The sequence below is a fragment of the Kitasatospora sp. NPDC056531 genome, from assembly GCF_042794375.1.
GTDB lineage: Bacteria > Actinomycetota > Actinomycetes > Streptomycetales > Streptomycetaceae > Kitasatospora.
In genome coordinates, this window is record NZ_JBHTTU010000025.1 from 88,347 (window position 1) to 105,790 (window position 17,444).

Genomic DNA, 17,444 nt, shown 5'->3' on the forward strand with positions numbered 1-17,444 from the left:
ACCGTTCCTTCTAGGCACGTCCTTGTCAGGCGGCCCCCCGTTTTGCCCCCCTGGGACTCCCCCCCCCCCCCCCCCCCGGGCCGCTCGGCCCCTGCGGGCACGTCAGTCCACCGTCACCGCGAAGTCGGTGTGCCGGTCCGGCGAGGGACGGTGTAGGTCAGGGTGACCGGCGGGTCCGCCGACTCCACCGCGCCCGGCGAGGGGAAGCGCACGACCACCAGGAGTTCGCCGCCCGACACCCCGGGCAAGCGGACGGCTGCCGTCCGTAGCACACCGGACGGCAGCCGCAGCGGGCGGTGTCGGCGCCCGCGGGTGTCAGCGCAGCAGCCCCGCGTCCATCCCCGCCGACTCCGCCGGGAGGGCGACCAGCCCCAGCTCGGCCGGGGAGGCCAGCCGGGGGTGGGCGGGCAGCACCCGGACGGTGTAACCGAACGGACCGGTGCGGCCGAGCTCCAGCGAGCCCTCGTAGCGGGTGCGGCCGTCCAGGTCCGGACCGCCGACCGGCTTGAGGGCGAGCACCGAGGCGTCCGAGATGCCGTCGGTCTCGTCCACCCGGCCGGAGACCACCTGCACCTCGACGTCGCCCGGTTCCAGCGACCCGAGCGCGACCTGCACCCGCAGCGCCAGCGAGCTGCCCAGCTCCTGGGCCTCGGCCGGGCAGTCGGCCTCGACGTGCTCGACCCGCACGACCGGCCAGCCGTCCCGGACCTTCGCCTTCCACAGCGCCAGCTCACGGGCGGCGGTGAACCGCCCGCTCGCCTCCGGGCGCTCGGACCCGGCGCCGACGCTCCCTTCGGGCGGGAGCTCCACCCTCAGCTCCCGCTCGGCCAGCGCCGCCGGGGCGTACAGCCGCTCGACGTACTCGCGCACCATCCGCCCGGCCAGCACCTTGGGCCCGAGGGTGACCAGGGTGTGCCGGACCATGGCGATCCAGCGGTGCGGCAGCCCGTCCGTGCCCCGGTCGTAGAACCGGGCGGCGACCTGCTCCTCGATCAGGTCGTACAGCGCGGCGGCCTCGATGTCGTCGCGCCGCTCGGCCTCGCTGCTCTCCGGGTCGAGCACGCCGGCGGCCTCGTCGGCGGTGGGGATCGCCCAGCCGTTCTGGCCGTCGTACCACTCGTCCCACCAGCCGTCCAGGACGGACAGGTTGAGGCAGCCGTTGAGCGCGGCCTTCATCCCGGAGGTGCCGCAGGCCTCCAGCGGGCGCAGCGGGTTGTTCAGCCAGACGTCGCAGCCCGGGTAGAGGTGCCGGGCCATCGCCATGTCGTAGTCCGGCAGGAAGACGATCCGGTGCCGCACCGTCGGGTCGTCGGCGAAGGCGACCATCTGCTGGATCAGCCGCTTGCCGCCGTCGTCGGCCGGGTGGGCCTTGCCGGCCACCACGATCTGCACCGGCCGGGTGGGGTGCAGCAGCAGGCCGCGCAGCCGGTCCGGGTCGCGCAGCATCAGGGTGAGCCGCTTGTACGAGGGCACCCGGCGGGCGAAGCCGATGGTGAGCACGTCGGGGTCGAGCACCGAGGAGACCCAGCCGAGTTCGGCCTCGCCGGCCCCGCGCTGGCGCCAGGAGGCGCGCAGCCGGCGGCGGGCCTCGTCCACCAGCTGGGCCCGCAGGCTGCGGCGCAGGTCCCAGATCTCGGTGTTGCCGATCCGCTCCAGGCCGGTCCAACGCTGGGTCTCGCCGGTGGTCATCGCCTCCTCGGCGCGGTCGACGCCGATCTCGGCGGTGCCGAGGCGGACCACGGCCGGGTCGATCCAGGTGGCGGCGTGGACGCCGTTGGTGACCGAGGTGATCGGCACCTCGGCGGGGTCGAAGCCGGGCCAGAGGCCGTTGAACATCGAGCGGCTGACCTCGCCGTGCAGGGTGGAGACCCCGTTGGCGCGCTGGGCGAGCCGCAGGCCCATGGCGGCCATGTTGAACAGCTTCGGGTCCCCGCCGTGCCAGGTCTCGGCGCCGAGCCCGAGCACCGACTCGACCGGGACGCCGGGCAGCGCGACGTCGCCGCCGAAGTGGCGGGCGACCAGCTCGCGGTCGAAGCGGTCGATGCCGGCCGGGACGGGGGTGTGGGTGGTGAACAGGGTGCCGGCCCGGACGGACTCCAGGGCGGCGGCGAAGTCCAGGCCCGCGGTGTCGGTTCCGGCTGGGCCGGCGGCGACCAGTTCGCGGATCCGTTCGACGCCGAGGAAGCCGGCGTGGCCCTCGTTGGTGTGGAAGACCTCGGGGGCGGGGTGCCCGGTGAGCCGGCAGTAGGCGCGTACGGCCCGGACACCGCCGATGCCGAGCAGCATCTCCTGGAGCAGCCGGTGCTCGCTGCCGCCGCCGTAGAGCCGGTCGGTGACGTCCCGTTCGGCGGGTGAGTTGGTCTCGATGTCGGAGTCGAGCAGCAGCAGCGGGACCCGCCCGACCTGGGCCTTCCAGATGTGGGCGGCCAGGGTGCGGCCGCCGGGCAGGGCGAGGTCGACCCGGCAGGGGGTGCCGTCGGGCTCGCGGAGCAGGCTGACGGCGAGCTCGTCCGGGTCCAGCAGCGGGTAGCGCTCCTGCTGCCAGCCGTCCCGGTTGAGCGACTGGCGGAAGTAGCCGTGCCGGTAGAACAGCCCGACGCCGATGATCGGCACGCCGAGGTCGCTGGCCGCCTTGAGGTGGTCGCCGGCCAGGATGCCGAGGCCGCCGGAGTACTGGGGCAGTGTGGCGGCGATGCCGTACTCGGGCGAGAAGTAGGCGATCGCGGCGGGTGGCGGAGTGGCCCCGGCCTCCAGCTGGGTCTGGTACCAGCGCGGCCCGGTGAGGTACTCGCGCAGGTCGTCGGCGAGGTCGCCGAGTCTGCGCAGGAACCGCCGGTCGGCGGCGAGCGCGGCGAGCCGGACGGCCGGGACCTCCCCGAGCAGCCGCACCGGGTCCTCGCCGGTCGCGGCCCAGACCTCCGGGTCCACGGACCGGAAGAGGTCCCTGGTCTCGGGGTGCCAGGACCAGCGCAGGTTGAGGGCCAGCTCGTGCAACGGCTGGAGTTGTTCGGGCAGGACGGTGCGGACGGTGAATCTGCGGATTGCCTTCACAGGCGTGAAGCGTAGCCTTCGAGGTCGCCATGACAGTGGCTCAAGTGGGCTATTGGGCATCCGTTCGGCCTATTGATGAGATCGCATTCGGCGCATTGGTCTGCACGGGGGGCGCGCGAGGCGCACATTCCGGGGCGTCGCGCTACCAATGCATGAACTCTGCGGAACAGATCCATTTCCGGCTGCTCATCTACTCCGGACAAGCCCGAAACTACTGTCGTACCGCTGCGAAAACCTTGTCCCCGATGCGAGGATGACCGAAGGTCGTGGATGCTGCGGGGGCGCCTCCCGTCGCCGTGAAGCAGCACGTCCGAATCCTTTTCGCGTTGATCGTTCCCCTTCTCCCTTAGCCCGTTCGGCGCGCCCCGCGCACCGACGCGTGTCCTCGACACCGGTCCGCTCGTTCACGGGTCGACCGAGCCGCCAGGGGCGTGCCCCCCGGAGGCGTGCGCCGGGACACGCGCGGGCTCCGGGGCGTCCAGCCACCGCCACGGCGGGCGCCGGGCAGGTTGCCGGGGACAGCGGCGCGGGCAGGCTCCGGTCGCACGTCCTCCCCACCCAGCAGTCCTCCCGGCACTCCCCTGGCCCGACCCCTCGGCCCGCGGGAGCTGCCGCCGATCTCGGGCAGGAGTTTGGCATGCACGGCGACACGCGGGACCAGTCCACACCGGTGGCCGAAACCCTCGACGCAGCGGTCGCGGAATCCGCCGCGCGGATGGATTCTGACACTCGGACAGACCCGGCGATGCCGTCGCCCAGGGTGTCCGGGGCGGACCGGACCGAATCCTCCGAATCCCCGGCCTCCACAGCACAGCCCTCCGCAGCGACCCGACAACCCGGGGTCGAGGAGGGCCGGACCGCGGCACCGCGCAGGCGCACCACCACCACGCGCCGCACCACCGCCGCCGCGACGGCCACCACCCGTCCGGCCGCCGACCCCGGGGCCGGCGCCCCGACCGCTGCCGCCGCGACCGCCCCTGCCCGCAGGAGCGGCGCGAAGGGCGCGGCCAAGAGCCCCACCAAGAGCACGACCAAGACCGCCACCAAGCCCTCCGCCCGCAAGACGACAGAGAGCGACACCGTGATCGGCCGCATCCCCGTCCTGGACGTCAGCCCCACCGTCGACGCCGGCCGCCGCCCGGCCAAGGCCGTCGTCGGCGAGACCTTCGCGGTCACCGCGACCGTCTTCCGCGAGGGCCACGACGCCGTCAACGCCAACGTGGTGCTGCGCGACCCGCGCGGCCGCAGCGGCCCGTGGACGCCGATGCGCGAGCTCGCCGAGGGCACCGACCGCTGGGGCGCGTACGTCACCCCGACCGCGCCCGGCCGCTGGTCGTACCTGGTGGAGGCGTGGAGCGACCCGATCGCCACCTGGCGCAAGGCCGCCTCGATCAAGCTGCCGGCCGGGATCGACACCGCGCTGGTGCTGGAGGAGGGCGCCCGGCTGCTGGAGCAGGCCGCCGCCGGGGTGCCGAAGAAGGAGGGCCGGGCGCACGTGCTGGCCGCCGCCGACGCGCTGCGCGACCCGGGGCTGCCGCCGCTGTCCCGGCTGGCCGCCGCGCTCGCCCCCGAGGTGCTGGAGCTGCTGGCCCGCTACCCGCTGCGCGAGCTGCTCACCGCCTCCCGTCCGCTGCCGCTCCAGGTGGACCGCGAGCGCGCGCTGTTCGGCTCCTGGTACGAGTTCTTCCCCCGTTCGGAGGGCGCGGTGGTGGACCCGAACGGGGTCGAGCCGCCGCTCTCGGGCACCCTGCGCAGCGCCGCCGAGCGGCTGCCGGCGGTGGCCGCGATGGACTTCGACGTGGTCTACCTGCCGCCGGTGCACCCGATCGGACGAGCCTTCCGCAAGGGCCCGGACAACACCCTGACGGCCGGTCCGCACGACGTCGGCTCACCCTGGGCGATCGGCTCGCCCGAGGGCGGCCACGACGCGGTCCACCCGGACCTCGGCACGATCGAGGACTTCGACCACTTCGTCGCCGAGGCCCGGGCCCTGCGCCTGGAGGTGGCGCTGGACTTCGCCCTCCAGTGCTCCCCGGACCACCCGTGGGTGAACAAGCATCCGGAATGGTTCAGCCACCGCGCGGACGGCACCATCGCGTACGCCGAGAACCCACCGAAGAAGTATCAGGACATCTATCCGATCAACTTCGATCAGGACATGGATGGAATCGTCAAGGAAACCATCCGAACCCTCCGGTTCTGGATGTCCCACGGCGTCCGGATCTTCCGGGTCGACAACCCCCACACCAAGCCGGTGGTGTTCTGGGAGACGGTGCTCGGCGACATCGCCCGCACCGACCCGGATGTCGTGTTCCTGGCAGAGGCATTCACCCGCCCGGCGATGATGCACACCCTCGCGAAGATCGGCTTCCACCAGTCGTACACGTACTTCACCTGGCGCAACACCAAAACCGAACTCACCGAGTACCTCACCGAACTCACCGGTGAAACGGCGGCGTACATGCGCCCCAACTTCTTCGCCAACACCCCGGACATCCTGCACGCCTTCCTCCAGCACGGCGGCCGCGCCGCCTTCGCGATCCGCGCGGTGCTCGCCGCCACCCTCTCCCCCAGCTACGGCGTCTACGCCGGCTACGAGCTGTACGAGAACGAGCCGGCCCACCCGGGCTCCGAGGAGTACCTGCACTCGGAGAAGTACGAGCTGCGCCCGCGCGACTGGAACCGCACCGACACCCTCGCCCCGCTGCTCACCGTGCTGAACCGGCTGCGCCGGCGCCACCCCGCCCTGCAGCAGCTGCGCGACCTGCGCTTCCACCACACCGACAACGAACAGGTGCTCGCCTACTCCAAGACCGCGACCACCCCCGAGGGCCTGACCGACCACGTGATCACGGTGGTCAACCTCGACCCGCACCACGTCCAGGAGGCCACCGTCACGCTCGACGGCGACGGCCCGTTCGCGGTGCACGACGAGCTCACCGGCGCCGTCTACACCTGGGGCCGGCACAACTACGTCCGGCTCGATCCCTCAGCCGAGCCGGCTCACCTCCTCACGGTTCGGAGGAACCCAGCGTGACAGTGAACGAGCCCGTCCCCGACACCTTCCCCGAGACCTCGAAGAAGAACCTGGACCCGGAGTGGTTCAAGCGTGCGGTCTTCTACGAGGTGCTGGTGCGGTCCTTCCAGGACAGCAACGGCGACGGGGTCGGGGACCTCAAGGGGCTCACCGCCAGGCTCGACTACCTCCAGTGGCTCGGCATCGACTGCCTCTGGCTCCCGCCGTTCTTCGCCTCGCCGCTGCGCGACGGCGGGTACGACGTGGCCGACTACAAGTCGGTGCTGCCGGAGTTCGGCGACGTCGCCGACTTCATGGAGTTCGTCGACGCCGCGCACGCCCGCGGCATGCGCGTGATCATCGACTTCGTCATGAACCACACCAGCGACCAGCATCCGTGGTTCCAGGCCTCCCGCGCGGACCCGGACGGGCCGTACGGCGACTTCTACATGTGGGCCGACGACGACAAGCAGTACCCGGACGCCCGGATCATCTTCGTCGACACCGAGACCTCCAACTGGACCTACGACCCGGTCCGCAAGCAGTACTACTGGCACCGGTTCTTCTCGCACCAGCCGGACCTCAACTACGACAACCCCCGGGTCCAGGACGAGATGGTCGCCGGGCTGCGGTTCTGGCTGGACCTCGGCATCGACGGCTTCCGGCTGGACGCGGTGCCGTACCTGTTCGCCCGCGAGGGCACCAACTGCGAGAACCTGCCGGAGACCCACGAGTTCCTCAGGCGGGTCCGCAAGGAGATCGACGCCGACTACCCGGACACCGTGCTGCTCGCCGAGGCCAACCAGTGGCCGGAGGACGTGGTCGACTACTTCGGCGACTTCACCGGGGGCGGCGACGAGTGCCACATGGCGTTCCACTTCCCGGTGATGCCGCGGATCTTCATGGCGGTGCGCCGGGAGTCCCGCTACCCGGTGTCCGAGATCCTCGCCAAGACCCCGCAGATCCCCGCCGGCTGCCAGTGGGGCATCTTCCTGCGCAACCACGACGAGCTGACCCTGGAGATGGTCACCGACGAGGAGCGCGACTACATGTACGCGGAGTACGCCAAGGACCCCCGGATGCGCGCCAACGTGGGCATCCGGCGCCGGCTCGCCCCGCTGCTGGAGAACGACCGCAACCAGATCGAGCTGTTCACCGCCCTGCTGCTCTCCCTGCCCGGCTCGCCGGTGCTCTACTACGGGGACGAGATCGGCATGGGCGACAACATCTGGCTGGGCGACCGGGATGGCGTGCGCACGCCGATGCAGTGGACCCCGGACCGCAACGCGGGTTTCTCCTCGGCCGACCCGGGCAGGCTCAGTCTGCCGCCCATCATGGACCCGGTGTACGGCTACCAGGTGACCAACGTCGAGGCACAGCAGAGCAGTTCGAGTTCGCTGCTGCACTGGACGCGTCGCATGATCGAGATCCGCAAGCTCAATCCGGCGTTCGGCCTCGGCACCTACACCGAACTGCCGTCCAGCAACCCCGCCGTGCTGGCCTTCGTGCGCGAGTACGAGGGGGACCTGGTCATGTGCGTGAACAACTTCTCGCGGTTCGCGCAGCCGACCGAGCTGGACCTGCGGCAGTACGGCGGGCGGTACCCGGTCGAGCTGATCGGCGGGGTGCGCTTCCCGTCGATCGGTGAGTGGCCCTACCTGCTCACGCTGGCCGGGCACGGCTTCTACTGGTTCCAGCTCCGGCAGCCCCCGCGCCTGAGCGGGACCAGGCGGCCGAAGTAACGATCCGCCGCGCTCCACGGCACCCCGGTCCGCACAGCACCACCTGACCCTCCGGGGGCGCGAGTTGAACCCCCGCGCCCCCGGAGTTCTCTGCACCACCGCGTACGGAGAACAGCCCAACGGCCACCCACACGAAGGCGTGACACCCGAGCCGTGCTCGCGTGCCGCGACCGCCGCGCCGCCGAAATCCGGAAGACTGACGGACCCGGCCACGACCCGTCGGGCAGTCCGCGTGCTTCCGGGGAAAGGGAGTCATGTCCGAAACCTCCCGTTCTCAAGCCCATGTGCAGCACGACGCCCCGGCCGGTTCCGCCGCGCCGGCGGGCGTGCGGGGCACCGGGCCCCGGAGAACCGCCCTGGGGGTCAGCGAGCTCGTCCAGGCGGCCCTGCCGCTGATCGCCGAGTGGCTCCCCACCCAGCGCTGGTACGCCGGGAAGGGACGGCCCATCACCGGGCTCACCCCGGTGGTCGGAACCCCGCTCCAGGTCGGCGACCCGGCCCTGCTGCACCTGCTGCTACGGGTCGAACACGCCACCACGGCCGGCGCCCCGCACGGCGACATCTACCAACTCCTGCTCGGCATCCGCTCGCAGGGCCCCACGGGCATCGAGCCCAGCGCGGTGCTCGGCCGGCTCAGCCAGGGCCCCTACGACGGCGCCACCCTCTACGACGCGGTGCACGACCCCGAGCTCACCGGCCGCCTGCTGGAACACCTGGCCACCGGCGACCGCTTCGGCTCGCTGTCCTTCCGCCGCACCCCCGGCTCCGGACTGCCCGCCGACATCCCCGGCCGCGCCTCCACCGCCGAGCAGTCCAACAGCTCGGTCATCTACGGCACCTCCTACATCCTCAAGCTGTTCCGCCGCATCCACCCCGGCACCAACCCCGACCTGGAGCTCTCGCTCGCGCTCTCCCGGGCCGGCTCCACCCGCATCCCCCGGGTCGCCGCCTGGTTCGAGAGCCGGATGGAACGCGCCGAGCCCGCCACCCTCGGGCTGCTGCAGCGCTACCTGCCGGACGCCGAGGACGGCTGGGAACTCGCCCTCGACCAGGTCGGCCGGCTCAAGGGCGACCGCTCCCCCGGCAACTTCGCCATCGAGGCCCACCGGCTCGGCCGGGCCACCGCCGAGGTGCACCGGGTACTGGCCCGCTCGATGCCGGTCGCCCGGCTCGACCGCACCCAGACCGGACGGCTCGCCACCGCGATGGCCGACCGGCTGGACAGCGCCGTCGCCGCCGTCCCCGGACTGCTGCGCTTCCGGGCCACCCTGCGCACCGCCTTCCAGCAGCTCGCCGACGCCCACCCGGACGGCCTGCCGGTCCAGCGCATCCACGGCGACCTGCACCTCGGGCAGGCCATGCGCACCCCGCACGGCTGGGTGCTGCTGGACTTCGAGGGCGAGCCGGCCAAGTCCGTCAACGAGCGCCGCGAGCCGCAGCCGGCCCTGCGCGACGTCGCCGCGATGCTGCGCTCCTTCGACTACGCGGCCGCCCACCTGCTGGCCGGCGGCCCGGTCGACCCGGAGCTGGCCCACCTCGCCGCCGCCTGGGCCCAGCGCAACCGCACCGCCTTCTGCGCCGGCTACACCGCCGGGGGCGGCGCCGACCCGGCGGCCTCGCCGGAGCTGATGCGGGCGCTGGAGATCGACAAGGCGGTGTACGAGGTGGTGTACGAAGCCCGGCACCGGCCCAGCTGGCTGCCGATCCCCCTGGCCGCGATCAACCGGCTCGCCCTCTCCGTCTGACCCCGCCCTCCCCGTCCCGCCCGCCACGAGTTCGCCCACCCCCCGCCGCAGGAGGACCACGCCGTGACGCCGCTCGACCCGACCGGCCGCCCCACCCGCCCCGTTCCGGCCACCTTCTCGGCCGGGGCCCCCGACACGCCCCGAGCCGAAGGGCGCGCCGGTGCCGAAAGCGAGGAGCGACAAGCGACCGACGAAGGAGGGAGTGCCGGAGCGAGGAACGTCGGCACCGGGTCAGAGCGCCCGGAGGCGAGCGGGCGGGTCACACCACCCGAGGCCCCCCTCGTGACGGATCCTCCGACGGACCTTCCGACGGGCGCCCTGCGCCTCCCCGAGGCACCGCTGCCGCCGGCCGAGGTGGAGCGGCTGGTGGGCGGGCAGCACCACGACCCGCACGCGCTGCTCGGCGCGCACCCGGTGCACGGCGGGACGGCGATCCGGGTGCTGCGCCCGTTCGCCGAGCGCGTGGTGGTGGAGACCGCCCAGGGCCCGGCCGAACTCACCCACCAGCAGGGCGGGTTGTTCACCGGCCTACTGGTGGGCGGCGAACTCCCGGACTACACCCTGCTGGTGACCTACCCCGGCGGCGAGCCGCTGCGCCAGCACGACGGCTACCGCACCCCGCCCACCCTCGGCGAGCTCGACCTGCACCTGATCTCCGAGGGCCGGCACGAGCAGCTGTGGCAGGCGCTCGGCTCGCACGTGCGCACCGTCGGCGGCGTCCCCGGCACCGCCTTCGCGGTCTGGGCGCCGAACGCCGCCGGGGTCCGGCTGATCGGCGACTTCAACCACTGGGACGGCACCGGCCACCCCATGCGCTCGCTCGGCTCCTCCGGGATCTGGGAGCTGTTCGTCCCCGGCCTCGCCGAGGGCACCACGTACAAGTACGAGATCCACACCCGGCAGGGCTGGGTGCTCGACAAGGCCGACCCGCTGGCCCGGGCCGCCCAGTGCCCGCCCGGCACCGCCTCGGTGGTCACCTCCTCCGCGTACGCGTGGCAGGACGGCGAGTGGATGGCCCGCCGGGCCCGCGCCGCGCACCACCGCGCGCCGATGTCGGTGTACGAGCTGCACCTGGCCTCCTGGCGGCCCGAGCTCACCACCTACCGCGAGATCGCCGAGGAACTGCCGCGCTACATCAAGGAGTTGAACTTCACCCACGTGGAGTTCATGCCGGTGATGGAGCACCCCTTCGGCGGCTCCTGGGGCTACCAGGTCTCCGGCTACTACGCCCCCACCGCCCGGCTCGGCGGCCCCGACGACTTCCGGTACCTGGTGGACACCCTGCACCGCCACGGCATCGGCGTGATCGTCGACTGGGTGCCCGCGCACTTCCCCAAGGACGACTTCGCGCTCGCCCGCTTCGACGGCGAGCCGCTGTACGAGCCGGCCGACCCGCTGCGCGCCGAGCACCCGGACTGGGGGACGCTGGAGTTCGACTACGGCCGCAAGGAGGTGCGCAACTTCCTGGTCGCCAACGCCGTCTACTGGTGCGAGGAGTTCCACGTCGACGGCCTGCGGGTGGACGCGGTCGCCTCGATGCTCTACCTCGACTACTCCCGCGAGGGCGGCGACTGGACGCCCAACCAGTACGGCGGCCGGGAGAACCTGGACGCGGCCGCGTTCCTCCAGGAGATGAACGCGACCGTCTACCGCCGCTGCCCCGGCGTACTCACCGTCGCCGAGGAGTCCACCGCCTGGGACGGCGTCACCCGGCCCACCGACGCCGGAGGCCTCGGCTTCGGACTGAAGTGGAACATGGGCTGGATGCACGACTCGCTGGTCTACATGTCCAAGGAGCCGGTGCACCGCAAGTACCACCACAACGAGATCACCTTCTCGATGGTGTACGCCTACTCCGAGAACTACATCCTGCCGATCTCGCACGACGAGGTCGTCCACGGCAAGCAGGCCCTGGTCTCCAAGATGCCCGGCGACTGGTGGCAGCAGCGCGCCAACCACCGCGCCTACCTGGGCTTCATGTGGTCCCACCCGGGCAAGCAACTGCTGTTCATGGGACAGGAGTTCGCCCAGGGCGCGGAATGGCACCACGAGCAGGGCCCGCAGTGGTGGGTGCTCGACGAGAAGTGGCCGGCGCACCGGGAGCACCTGGGCGCGCGCCGCCTGGTCCGCGACCTCAACCGGATCTACCGGGACACCCCCGCCCTCTGGGAGCTCGACACCACCCCGGACGGCTTCCGCTGGCTGGACGGCGGCGCCGCCGAGGACAACCTGCTCTCCTTCGTCCGCTTCGCCGCCGACGGCACTCCGCTGGTCGCCGTCTGCAACTTCTCCCCCGTCGTCCGGCACGGCCACCGGGTCGGCCTGCCCGCCCTGGACGGCCGCGAGCAGCTCTGGGAGGAGGTGCTGAACACCGACGCCGAGACCTACGGCGGCAGCGGCATCGGCAACTCCCACCCGGTCAAGGCCGAGCCGGCCGAGTGGAACGGCCAGCCCCGCTCCGCCGAACTGGTCCTCCCCCCGCTCGCCACCATCTGGCTCCGCCCGGCACGCTGACCCCCGTCCCTCCGGGCGCCCCTCCCGCAGGCGCCCGGGGGCGAGCCGGGCCAAGCCTCCGACCCTTGCCGCCCCGGGCGCCCTCTGCTCGCGGACGGCTGTTCGGGGTGCGAAGGTATGGTCGAGACGACCACCTTCCGAGACGACGGGACGGAGACACCCACGTGGCGCGCAGCGTGTACGTGACCGGCATCGACCGGGGGGACGGCCGACAGGCGGTCGAACTCGGGGTCATGGAACTGCTCACCCGCCAGGTGGACCGGGTCGGGGTGTTCCGTCCGCTGGTGCACGCGGCCGCCCCCGGCGAGTCGGGCTCGGACCACGTGGTCGAGCTGCTGCGCGGCCGCTACCGGATCGAGCTGCCCGGCTCCGAGCTGTACGGGCTCACCTACGAGGAGGCCGCCGCGCTGCAGGCCGCCCGGGGGCAGGACGAGCTGGTCTCCACCCTGGTCGACCGCTTCCGCGCGCTGGAGCGGCGCTGCCAGGCCGTCCTGGTACTCGGCACCGACTTCGCCGACACCAACATCCCGGACGAACTGGCCTTCAACGCCCGCCTCGCCAACGAGTTCGGCGCTGCCGTGCTGCCGGTGGTCGGCGGCCAGGGCAAGGACCCGGAGGCCGTGATCACCGAGGTCCTGGGCGCCCACCGGGCGTACACCGACCTCGGCTGCGAGACCCTGGCCGTGATCGCCAACCGGACCGCCCCGAGCGCCAAGCAGCGGATCCAGCGCACCCTCACCGACAAGCTGCCGATCCCCGCCTACGTCATCCCGGAGGAGCCGGCGCTGGCCGCGCCGACCGTCGCCCAGCTGGTCGAGGCGACCGGGGCCGAGGTGCTGCTCGGCGACGCCGCGGGCCTGGCCCGGGACGTGCGCGGCTTCGTCTTCGGCGGCGCCATGCTGCCCACCTTCCTGGACGCGCTGACCGAGGGCGCCCTGGTGGTCACCCCCGGGGACCGCGCCGACCTGGTGGTCGGCTCGCTGGCCGCCCACGCGGCCGGCGCCCCGCCGATCGCCGGCGTGCTGCTGACCCTCGGCCAGCACCCCGGCCCCAACGTCATGGCGCTGGCTGCCCGACTCGCCCCCGGCACCCCGGTCGCGGTCGTCCCCGAGGGCAGCTGGCCCACCGCCGCCACCCTGACCCACCTGGAGGGCAAGCTCACCGCGGCCAGCCCCCGGAAGGCCGAGACCGCCCTCGGCCTGTTCGAACTGCACGTCGACACCGCCGAGTTGACGAACCGGATCGAGGTCGACCGGTCCGAGCGGGTCACCCCGATGATGTTCGAGCACGAGCTGCTGGAGCGCGCCCGGGCCGGCCGCCGGCACGTCGTCCTGCCCGAGGGAGCCGAGGAGCGGGTGCTGCGCGCGGCCGAGATCCTGCTGCGCCGCAACATCTGCGACCTCACCCTGCTCGGCGAGATCGACGCGGTGCGCCGCAAGGCCGCGAGCCTGGGCATCGACCTGCCGCAGGCCGGGGGAGAGCCGGACACCGACCGCGCCCAGCTCCGGATCGTCGACCCGGCCACCAGCCCGCTGCGCCGGCAGTTCGCCGAGCTGTACGCCCGGCTGCGCGCCCACAAGGGGATGACCGTCGAACTGGCCCTGGACGTGGTCACCGACGTCTCCTACTTCGGCACCCTGATGGTCCAGGAGGGCATCGCCGACGGCATGGTCTCCGGCGCGGTGCACTCCACCGCGGCGACCATCCGGCCCGCCTTCGAGGTGATCAAGACCTCGCCGGGCGCCTCGATCGTCTCCTCAGTCTTCTTCATGTGCCTGGCCGACAAGGTGCTGGTGTACGGCGACTGCGCGGTCAACCCCGACCCGGACGCCCAGCAGCTGGCCGACATCGCGATCCAGTCCGCCGCCACCGCCGCCCAGTTCGGGGTGGAGCCGCGGGTCGCGATGCTCTCCTACTCCACCGGCACCTCCGGCTCGGGCGCGGACGTCGACAAGGTCCGCAAGGCCACCGAGCTGGTCCGCGAGCTGCGCCCGGACATCCTGGTCGAGGGCCCGATCCAGTACGACGCGGCGGTGGACGAGCTCGTCGCCGCCACCAAGCTGCCGGGCTCGCCGGTGGCCGGGCGGGCGACCGTGCTGATCTTCCCGGACCTCAACACCGGCAACAACACCTACAAGGCCGTCCAGCGCTCGGCCGGCGCGGTCGCGGTCGGCCCGGTGCTGCAGGGGCTGCGCAAGCCCGTCAACGACCTCTCGCGCGGGGCGCTGGTGCAGGACATCGTCAACACCGTCGCGATCACCGCCATCCAGTCCCAGGACGACAAGGAGCCTGCCGCATGAGCGAGCGCAGCGAGGTGGGCGCGTGAGCGAGCGCAGCGAGCGAACCACCAGAAGGTGCGTGTTTCGCGAAGCGACCGCCGAGCGCAGCGAGGTGGGCACGTGAGCGAGCGCAGCGAGCGAACCATCAGAAGGTGCGTGTTTCGCGAAGCGACCGCCGAGCGCAGCGAGGTGGGCGCATGAGTGAAGGAACGCGAGTTCTGGTTCTCAACGCCGGCTCCTCGTCGGTGAAGTACCAGCTGATCGACATGCTGGACGGCGCCAAGCTGGCCTCCGGGCTGGTCGAGCGGATCGGCGAGTCCAGCGGCCGGCTGGCGCACACCCCGCGCGCGGGCGAGCGGCGCGAGGTGCTGCAGGTCTTCCCGGACCACTCGGCCGCGCTGAAGGCCGTCGCCGAGGAGCTGGCGGCCGACGGCCTCGGGCTGGACTCCCCCGAGCTGGCCGCGATCGGCCACCGGGTGGTGCACGGCGGCAAGCGGTTCGCCGAGCCGACCGTGATCACCGACGAGGTGCTCAAGGAGATCCGCCGGCTGATCCCGGTCGCGCCGCTGCACAACCCGGCCAACATCACCGGCATCGAGGTGGCCCGCGCGCTGCGGCCCGACCTGCCGCAGGTGGCCGTCTTCGACACCGCCTTCCACGCGTCGATGCCCGAGTACTCGGCCCGGTACGCGATCGACAAGGCCGTCGCCGACGAGCACCGGGTGCGCCGCTACGGCTTCCACGGCACCTCGCACCAGTACGTCTCGCGGGCCACCGCCCGGCTGCTCGGCAAGGACCCGGCCGAGGTCAACGTGATCGTGCTGCACCTGGGCAACGGCGCCTCCGCCTCGGCGGTCAGCGGCGGGCGCTGCGTGGACACCTCGATGGGCCTGACCCCGCTGGAGGGTCTGGTCATGGGCACCCGTTCGGGTGACATCGACGCCGGCGTGGTGTTCCACCTGCACCGGGTCGGCGGGCTGTCCGTCGACGAGATCGACGACCTGCTCAACCGCCGCAGCGGCCTGCGCGGCCTGTGCGGCGAGAACGACATGCGCGAGATCATGCGCCGGGCCGACGAGGGGGACGCGGACGCGAAGCTCGCCTTCGACAGCTACGTCCACCGACTGCGCAAGTACATCGGCGGCTACTACGCGGTGCTCGGCCGGGTGGACGCGATCGCGTTCACCGCGGGCGTCGGGGAGAACGCGGCGCCGGTGCGCGCGGCGGCCACCGCCGGGCTGGACGAGCTGGGCATCGCCGTGGACCCGGAGCTGAACTCGGTGCGCTCCGGCGAGCCCCGGATCATCTCGCCCGCGTACGCCCGGGTGGCGGTCGCGGTGGTGCCCACCGACGAGGAGCTGGAGATCGCCCGGCAGGCCTTCGCCCTGGTGCACCGGGAGAGGGAGAAGTCCGAGGACTGACACACCGTCGTCTCGCTCCTCGGAATCCTTCGTCGGCGATTCCCCACGATTCGTGCCGAATGCACCTATAACACGAACGGATAGACTGATCCATATGCGCCGAGCGAAAATTGTCTGCACCCTGGGTCCGGCGACGGACTCCTACGAACAGCTGAAGGCCATCGTCGAGGCGGGCATGAACGTCGCCCGACTGAACATGAGCCACGGCAACCACGCGGACCACGAGGAGCGGTACCGAAAGGTCCGCCAGGTCTCGGAGGACACCGGCAAGGCCATCGGCGTCCTGGCCGACCTCCAGGGTCCCAAGATCCGTCTGGCGACCTTCGCCAACGGTCCGGTGACCGTCGACAACGGCGACGAGTTCACCATCACCACCGAGGACGTCCCCGGTGACCAGCACATCTGCGGTACCACCTACAAGGGCCTGCCCGGCGACGTGAAGCCCGGCGACCCGATCCTGATCAACGACGGCGTCATCGCCCTGGAGGTCGTCAGCGTCGACGGCCCGCGGGTGAAGACCGTAGTGGTCGAGGGCGGCGTGCTCTCGAACAACAAGGGCATCAACCTGCCCGGCGCGGCCGTGAACGTGCCCGCCCTGTCCGAGAAGGACAAGGAGGACCTGCGCTTCGCGCTGCGTCTGGGCGTCGACATGGTCGCCCTGTCCTTCGTCCGCAACGCGGACGACATCAAGGACGTCCACGAGGTCATGGACGAGGTCGGCATCCGGGTGCCGGTCATCGCCAAGATCGAGAAGCCGCAGGCCGTCGAGGCCATGGAGGAGATCGTCCTCGCCTTCGACGCCATCATGGTCGCCCGCGGCGACCTGGCCGTGGAGTACCCGCTGGAGCGGGTCCCGCTGGTCCAGAAGCAGCTGATCACGCTGGCCCGCCGCAACGCCAAGCCGGTCATCGTCGCCACCCAGATGATGGAGTCGATGATCCACGCCAGTCGCCCGACCCGCGCCGAGGTCTCCGACGTCGCGAACGCCATCCTGGACGGCACCGACGCGGTGATGCTCTCCGCCGAGTCCAGCGTCGGCAAGTACCCGGTCGAGACCGTCCGCACCATGAGCCGGATCTGCGAGAAGGCCGAGGAGGAGCTGGTCTCCCAGGGCCTCCAGCCGCTCAACCCGGGCCGCAAGCCGCGCACCCAGGGCGGCTCGGTCGCCCGCGCCGCGTGCGAGCTGGGCGACTTCCTGAACGGCAAGGCGCTGATCGCGTTCACCAAGTCCGGTGACACCGCGCGTCGGCTGTCCCGCTACCGCTCGCCGATCCCGGTGATCGCGTTCACCCCGGACGCGGCCACCCGCAACCAGCTCTCGCTGAGCTGGGGCGTCGAGTCGTACGTCACCGAGCAGGTGGCCACCACCGACGCGATGGTCGCGCAGGTCGACCGCGAGCTGCTGAAGATGGGCGCCCTGCGCGAGGGCGACACCGTCATCGTCACCGCCGGTGTCCCGGTCGGCATCCCCGGCACCACCAACATGGTGCAGGTGCACCGCCTGGGCAGCCACGGCGAGTGACGCTCCGCTAGTGCGAACGCCGGTGGGGGGGGGCCCCCCCCCAAGAGGGGCGCCCCCCCCACCTTTTTTTGTTCTTCTTTCCTCCCCCCCCTTTTTTCTTCGGGGGGGTTTTTTTTTTTCCCGTGTCCCCCCCCGAGGTTTCGGGTGTCTCCCA

Annotated in this window: 8 protein-coding genes; 7 read left to right on the forward strand and 1 reads right to left on the reverse strand. The window is 72.1% G+C overall.

Translation table 11 applies throughout. From position 1 onward, the window contains the following. Positions 1-315: 315 nt before the first annotated feature. Entirely contained in the window at positions 316-3,051 is a 2,736-nt protein-coding gene (gene glgP / locus ACFQ87_RS21900) for an alpha-glucan family phosphorylase (protein WP_380612472.1), read from the reverse strand. Between the two features lie 1,081 nt (positions 3,052-4,132). On the opposite strand from glgP, the gene ACFQ87_RS21905 reads away from it, so the two are divergent. The 7 genes from ACFQ87_RS21905 (at position 4,133) to pyk (ending at position 17,290) form a co-directional block, all read left to right on the forward strand. Beyond that, the gene (locus ACFQ87_RS21905; protein ID WP_380612481.1) at positions 4,133-6,088 is read left to right on the forward strand and encodes an alpha-1,4-glucan--maltose-1-phosphate maltosyltransferase; all 1,956 of its coding nucleotides are present in this window, start codon (positions 4,133-4,135) and stop codon (positions 6,086-6,088) included. Next, on the forward strand, positions 6,085-7,809 hold the full coding sequence (gene treS / locus ACFQ87_RS21910) for a maltose alpha-D-glucosyltransferase (RefSeq protein ID WP_380612473.1): 1,725 nt from the start codon (positions 6,085-6,087) through the stop codon (positions 7,807-7,809). Before ACFQ87_RS21905 ends, treS begins: the two co-directional genes overlap by 4 nt. A gap of 254 nt (positions 7,810-8,063) precedes the next feature. After that, complete coding sequence (locus ACFQ87_RS21915; protein ID WP_380612474.1) at positions 8,064-9,554, forward strand: maltokinase; 1,491 nt, start codon at positions 8,064-8,066, stop codon at positions 9,552-9,554. Positions 9,555-9,836: 282 nt separating this feature from the next. Continuing rightward, on the forward strand, positions 9,837-12,068 hold the full coding sequence (glgB, locus tag ACFQ87_RS21920) for a 1,4-alpha-glucan branching enzyme (protein WP_380612475.1): 2,232 nt from the start codon (positions 9,837-9,839) through the stop codon (positions 12,066-12,068). Positions 12,069-12,232: 164 nt separating this feature from the next. After that, the gene (gene pta / locus ACFQ87_RS21925) at positions 12,233-14,368 is read left to right on the forward strand and encodes a phosphate acetyltransferase (protein ID WP_380612476.1); all 2,136 of its coding nucleotides are present in this window, start codon (positions 12,233-12,235) and stop codon (positions 14,366-14,368) included. Positions 14,369-14,544: 176 nt separating this feature from the next. Continuing rightward, a complete protein-coding gene (locus ACFQ87_RS21930; RefSeq protein ID WP_380612477.1) occupies positions 14,545-15,768 on the forward strand; it encodes an acetate kinase in 1,224 nt (407 codons plus the stop codon). Positions 15,769-15,862: 94 nt separating this feature from the next. After that, positions 15,863-17,290, forward strand: coding sequence for a pyruvate kinase (gene pyk / locus ACFQ87_RS21935; protein ID WP_380612478.1), 1,428 nt, complete (start codon positions 15,863-15,865; stop codon positions 17,288-17,290). Positions 17,291-17,444: the final 154 nt, after the last annotated feature.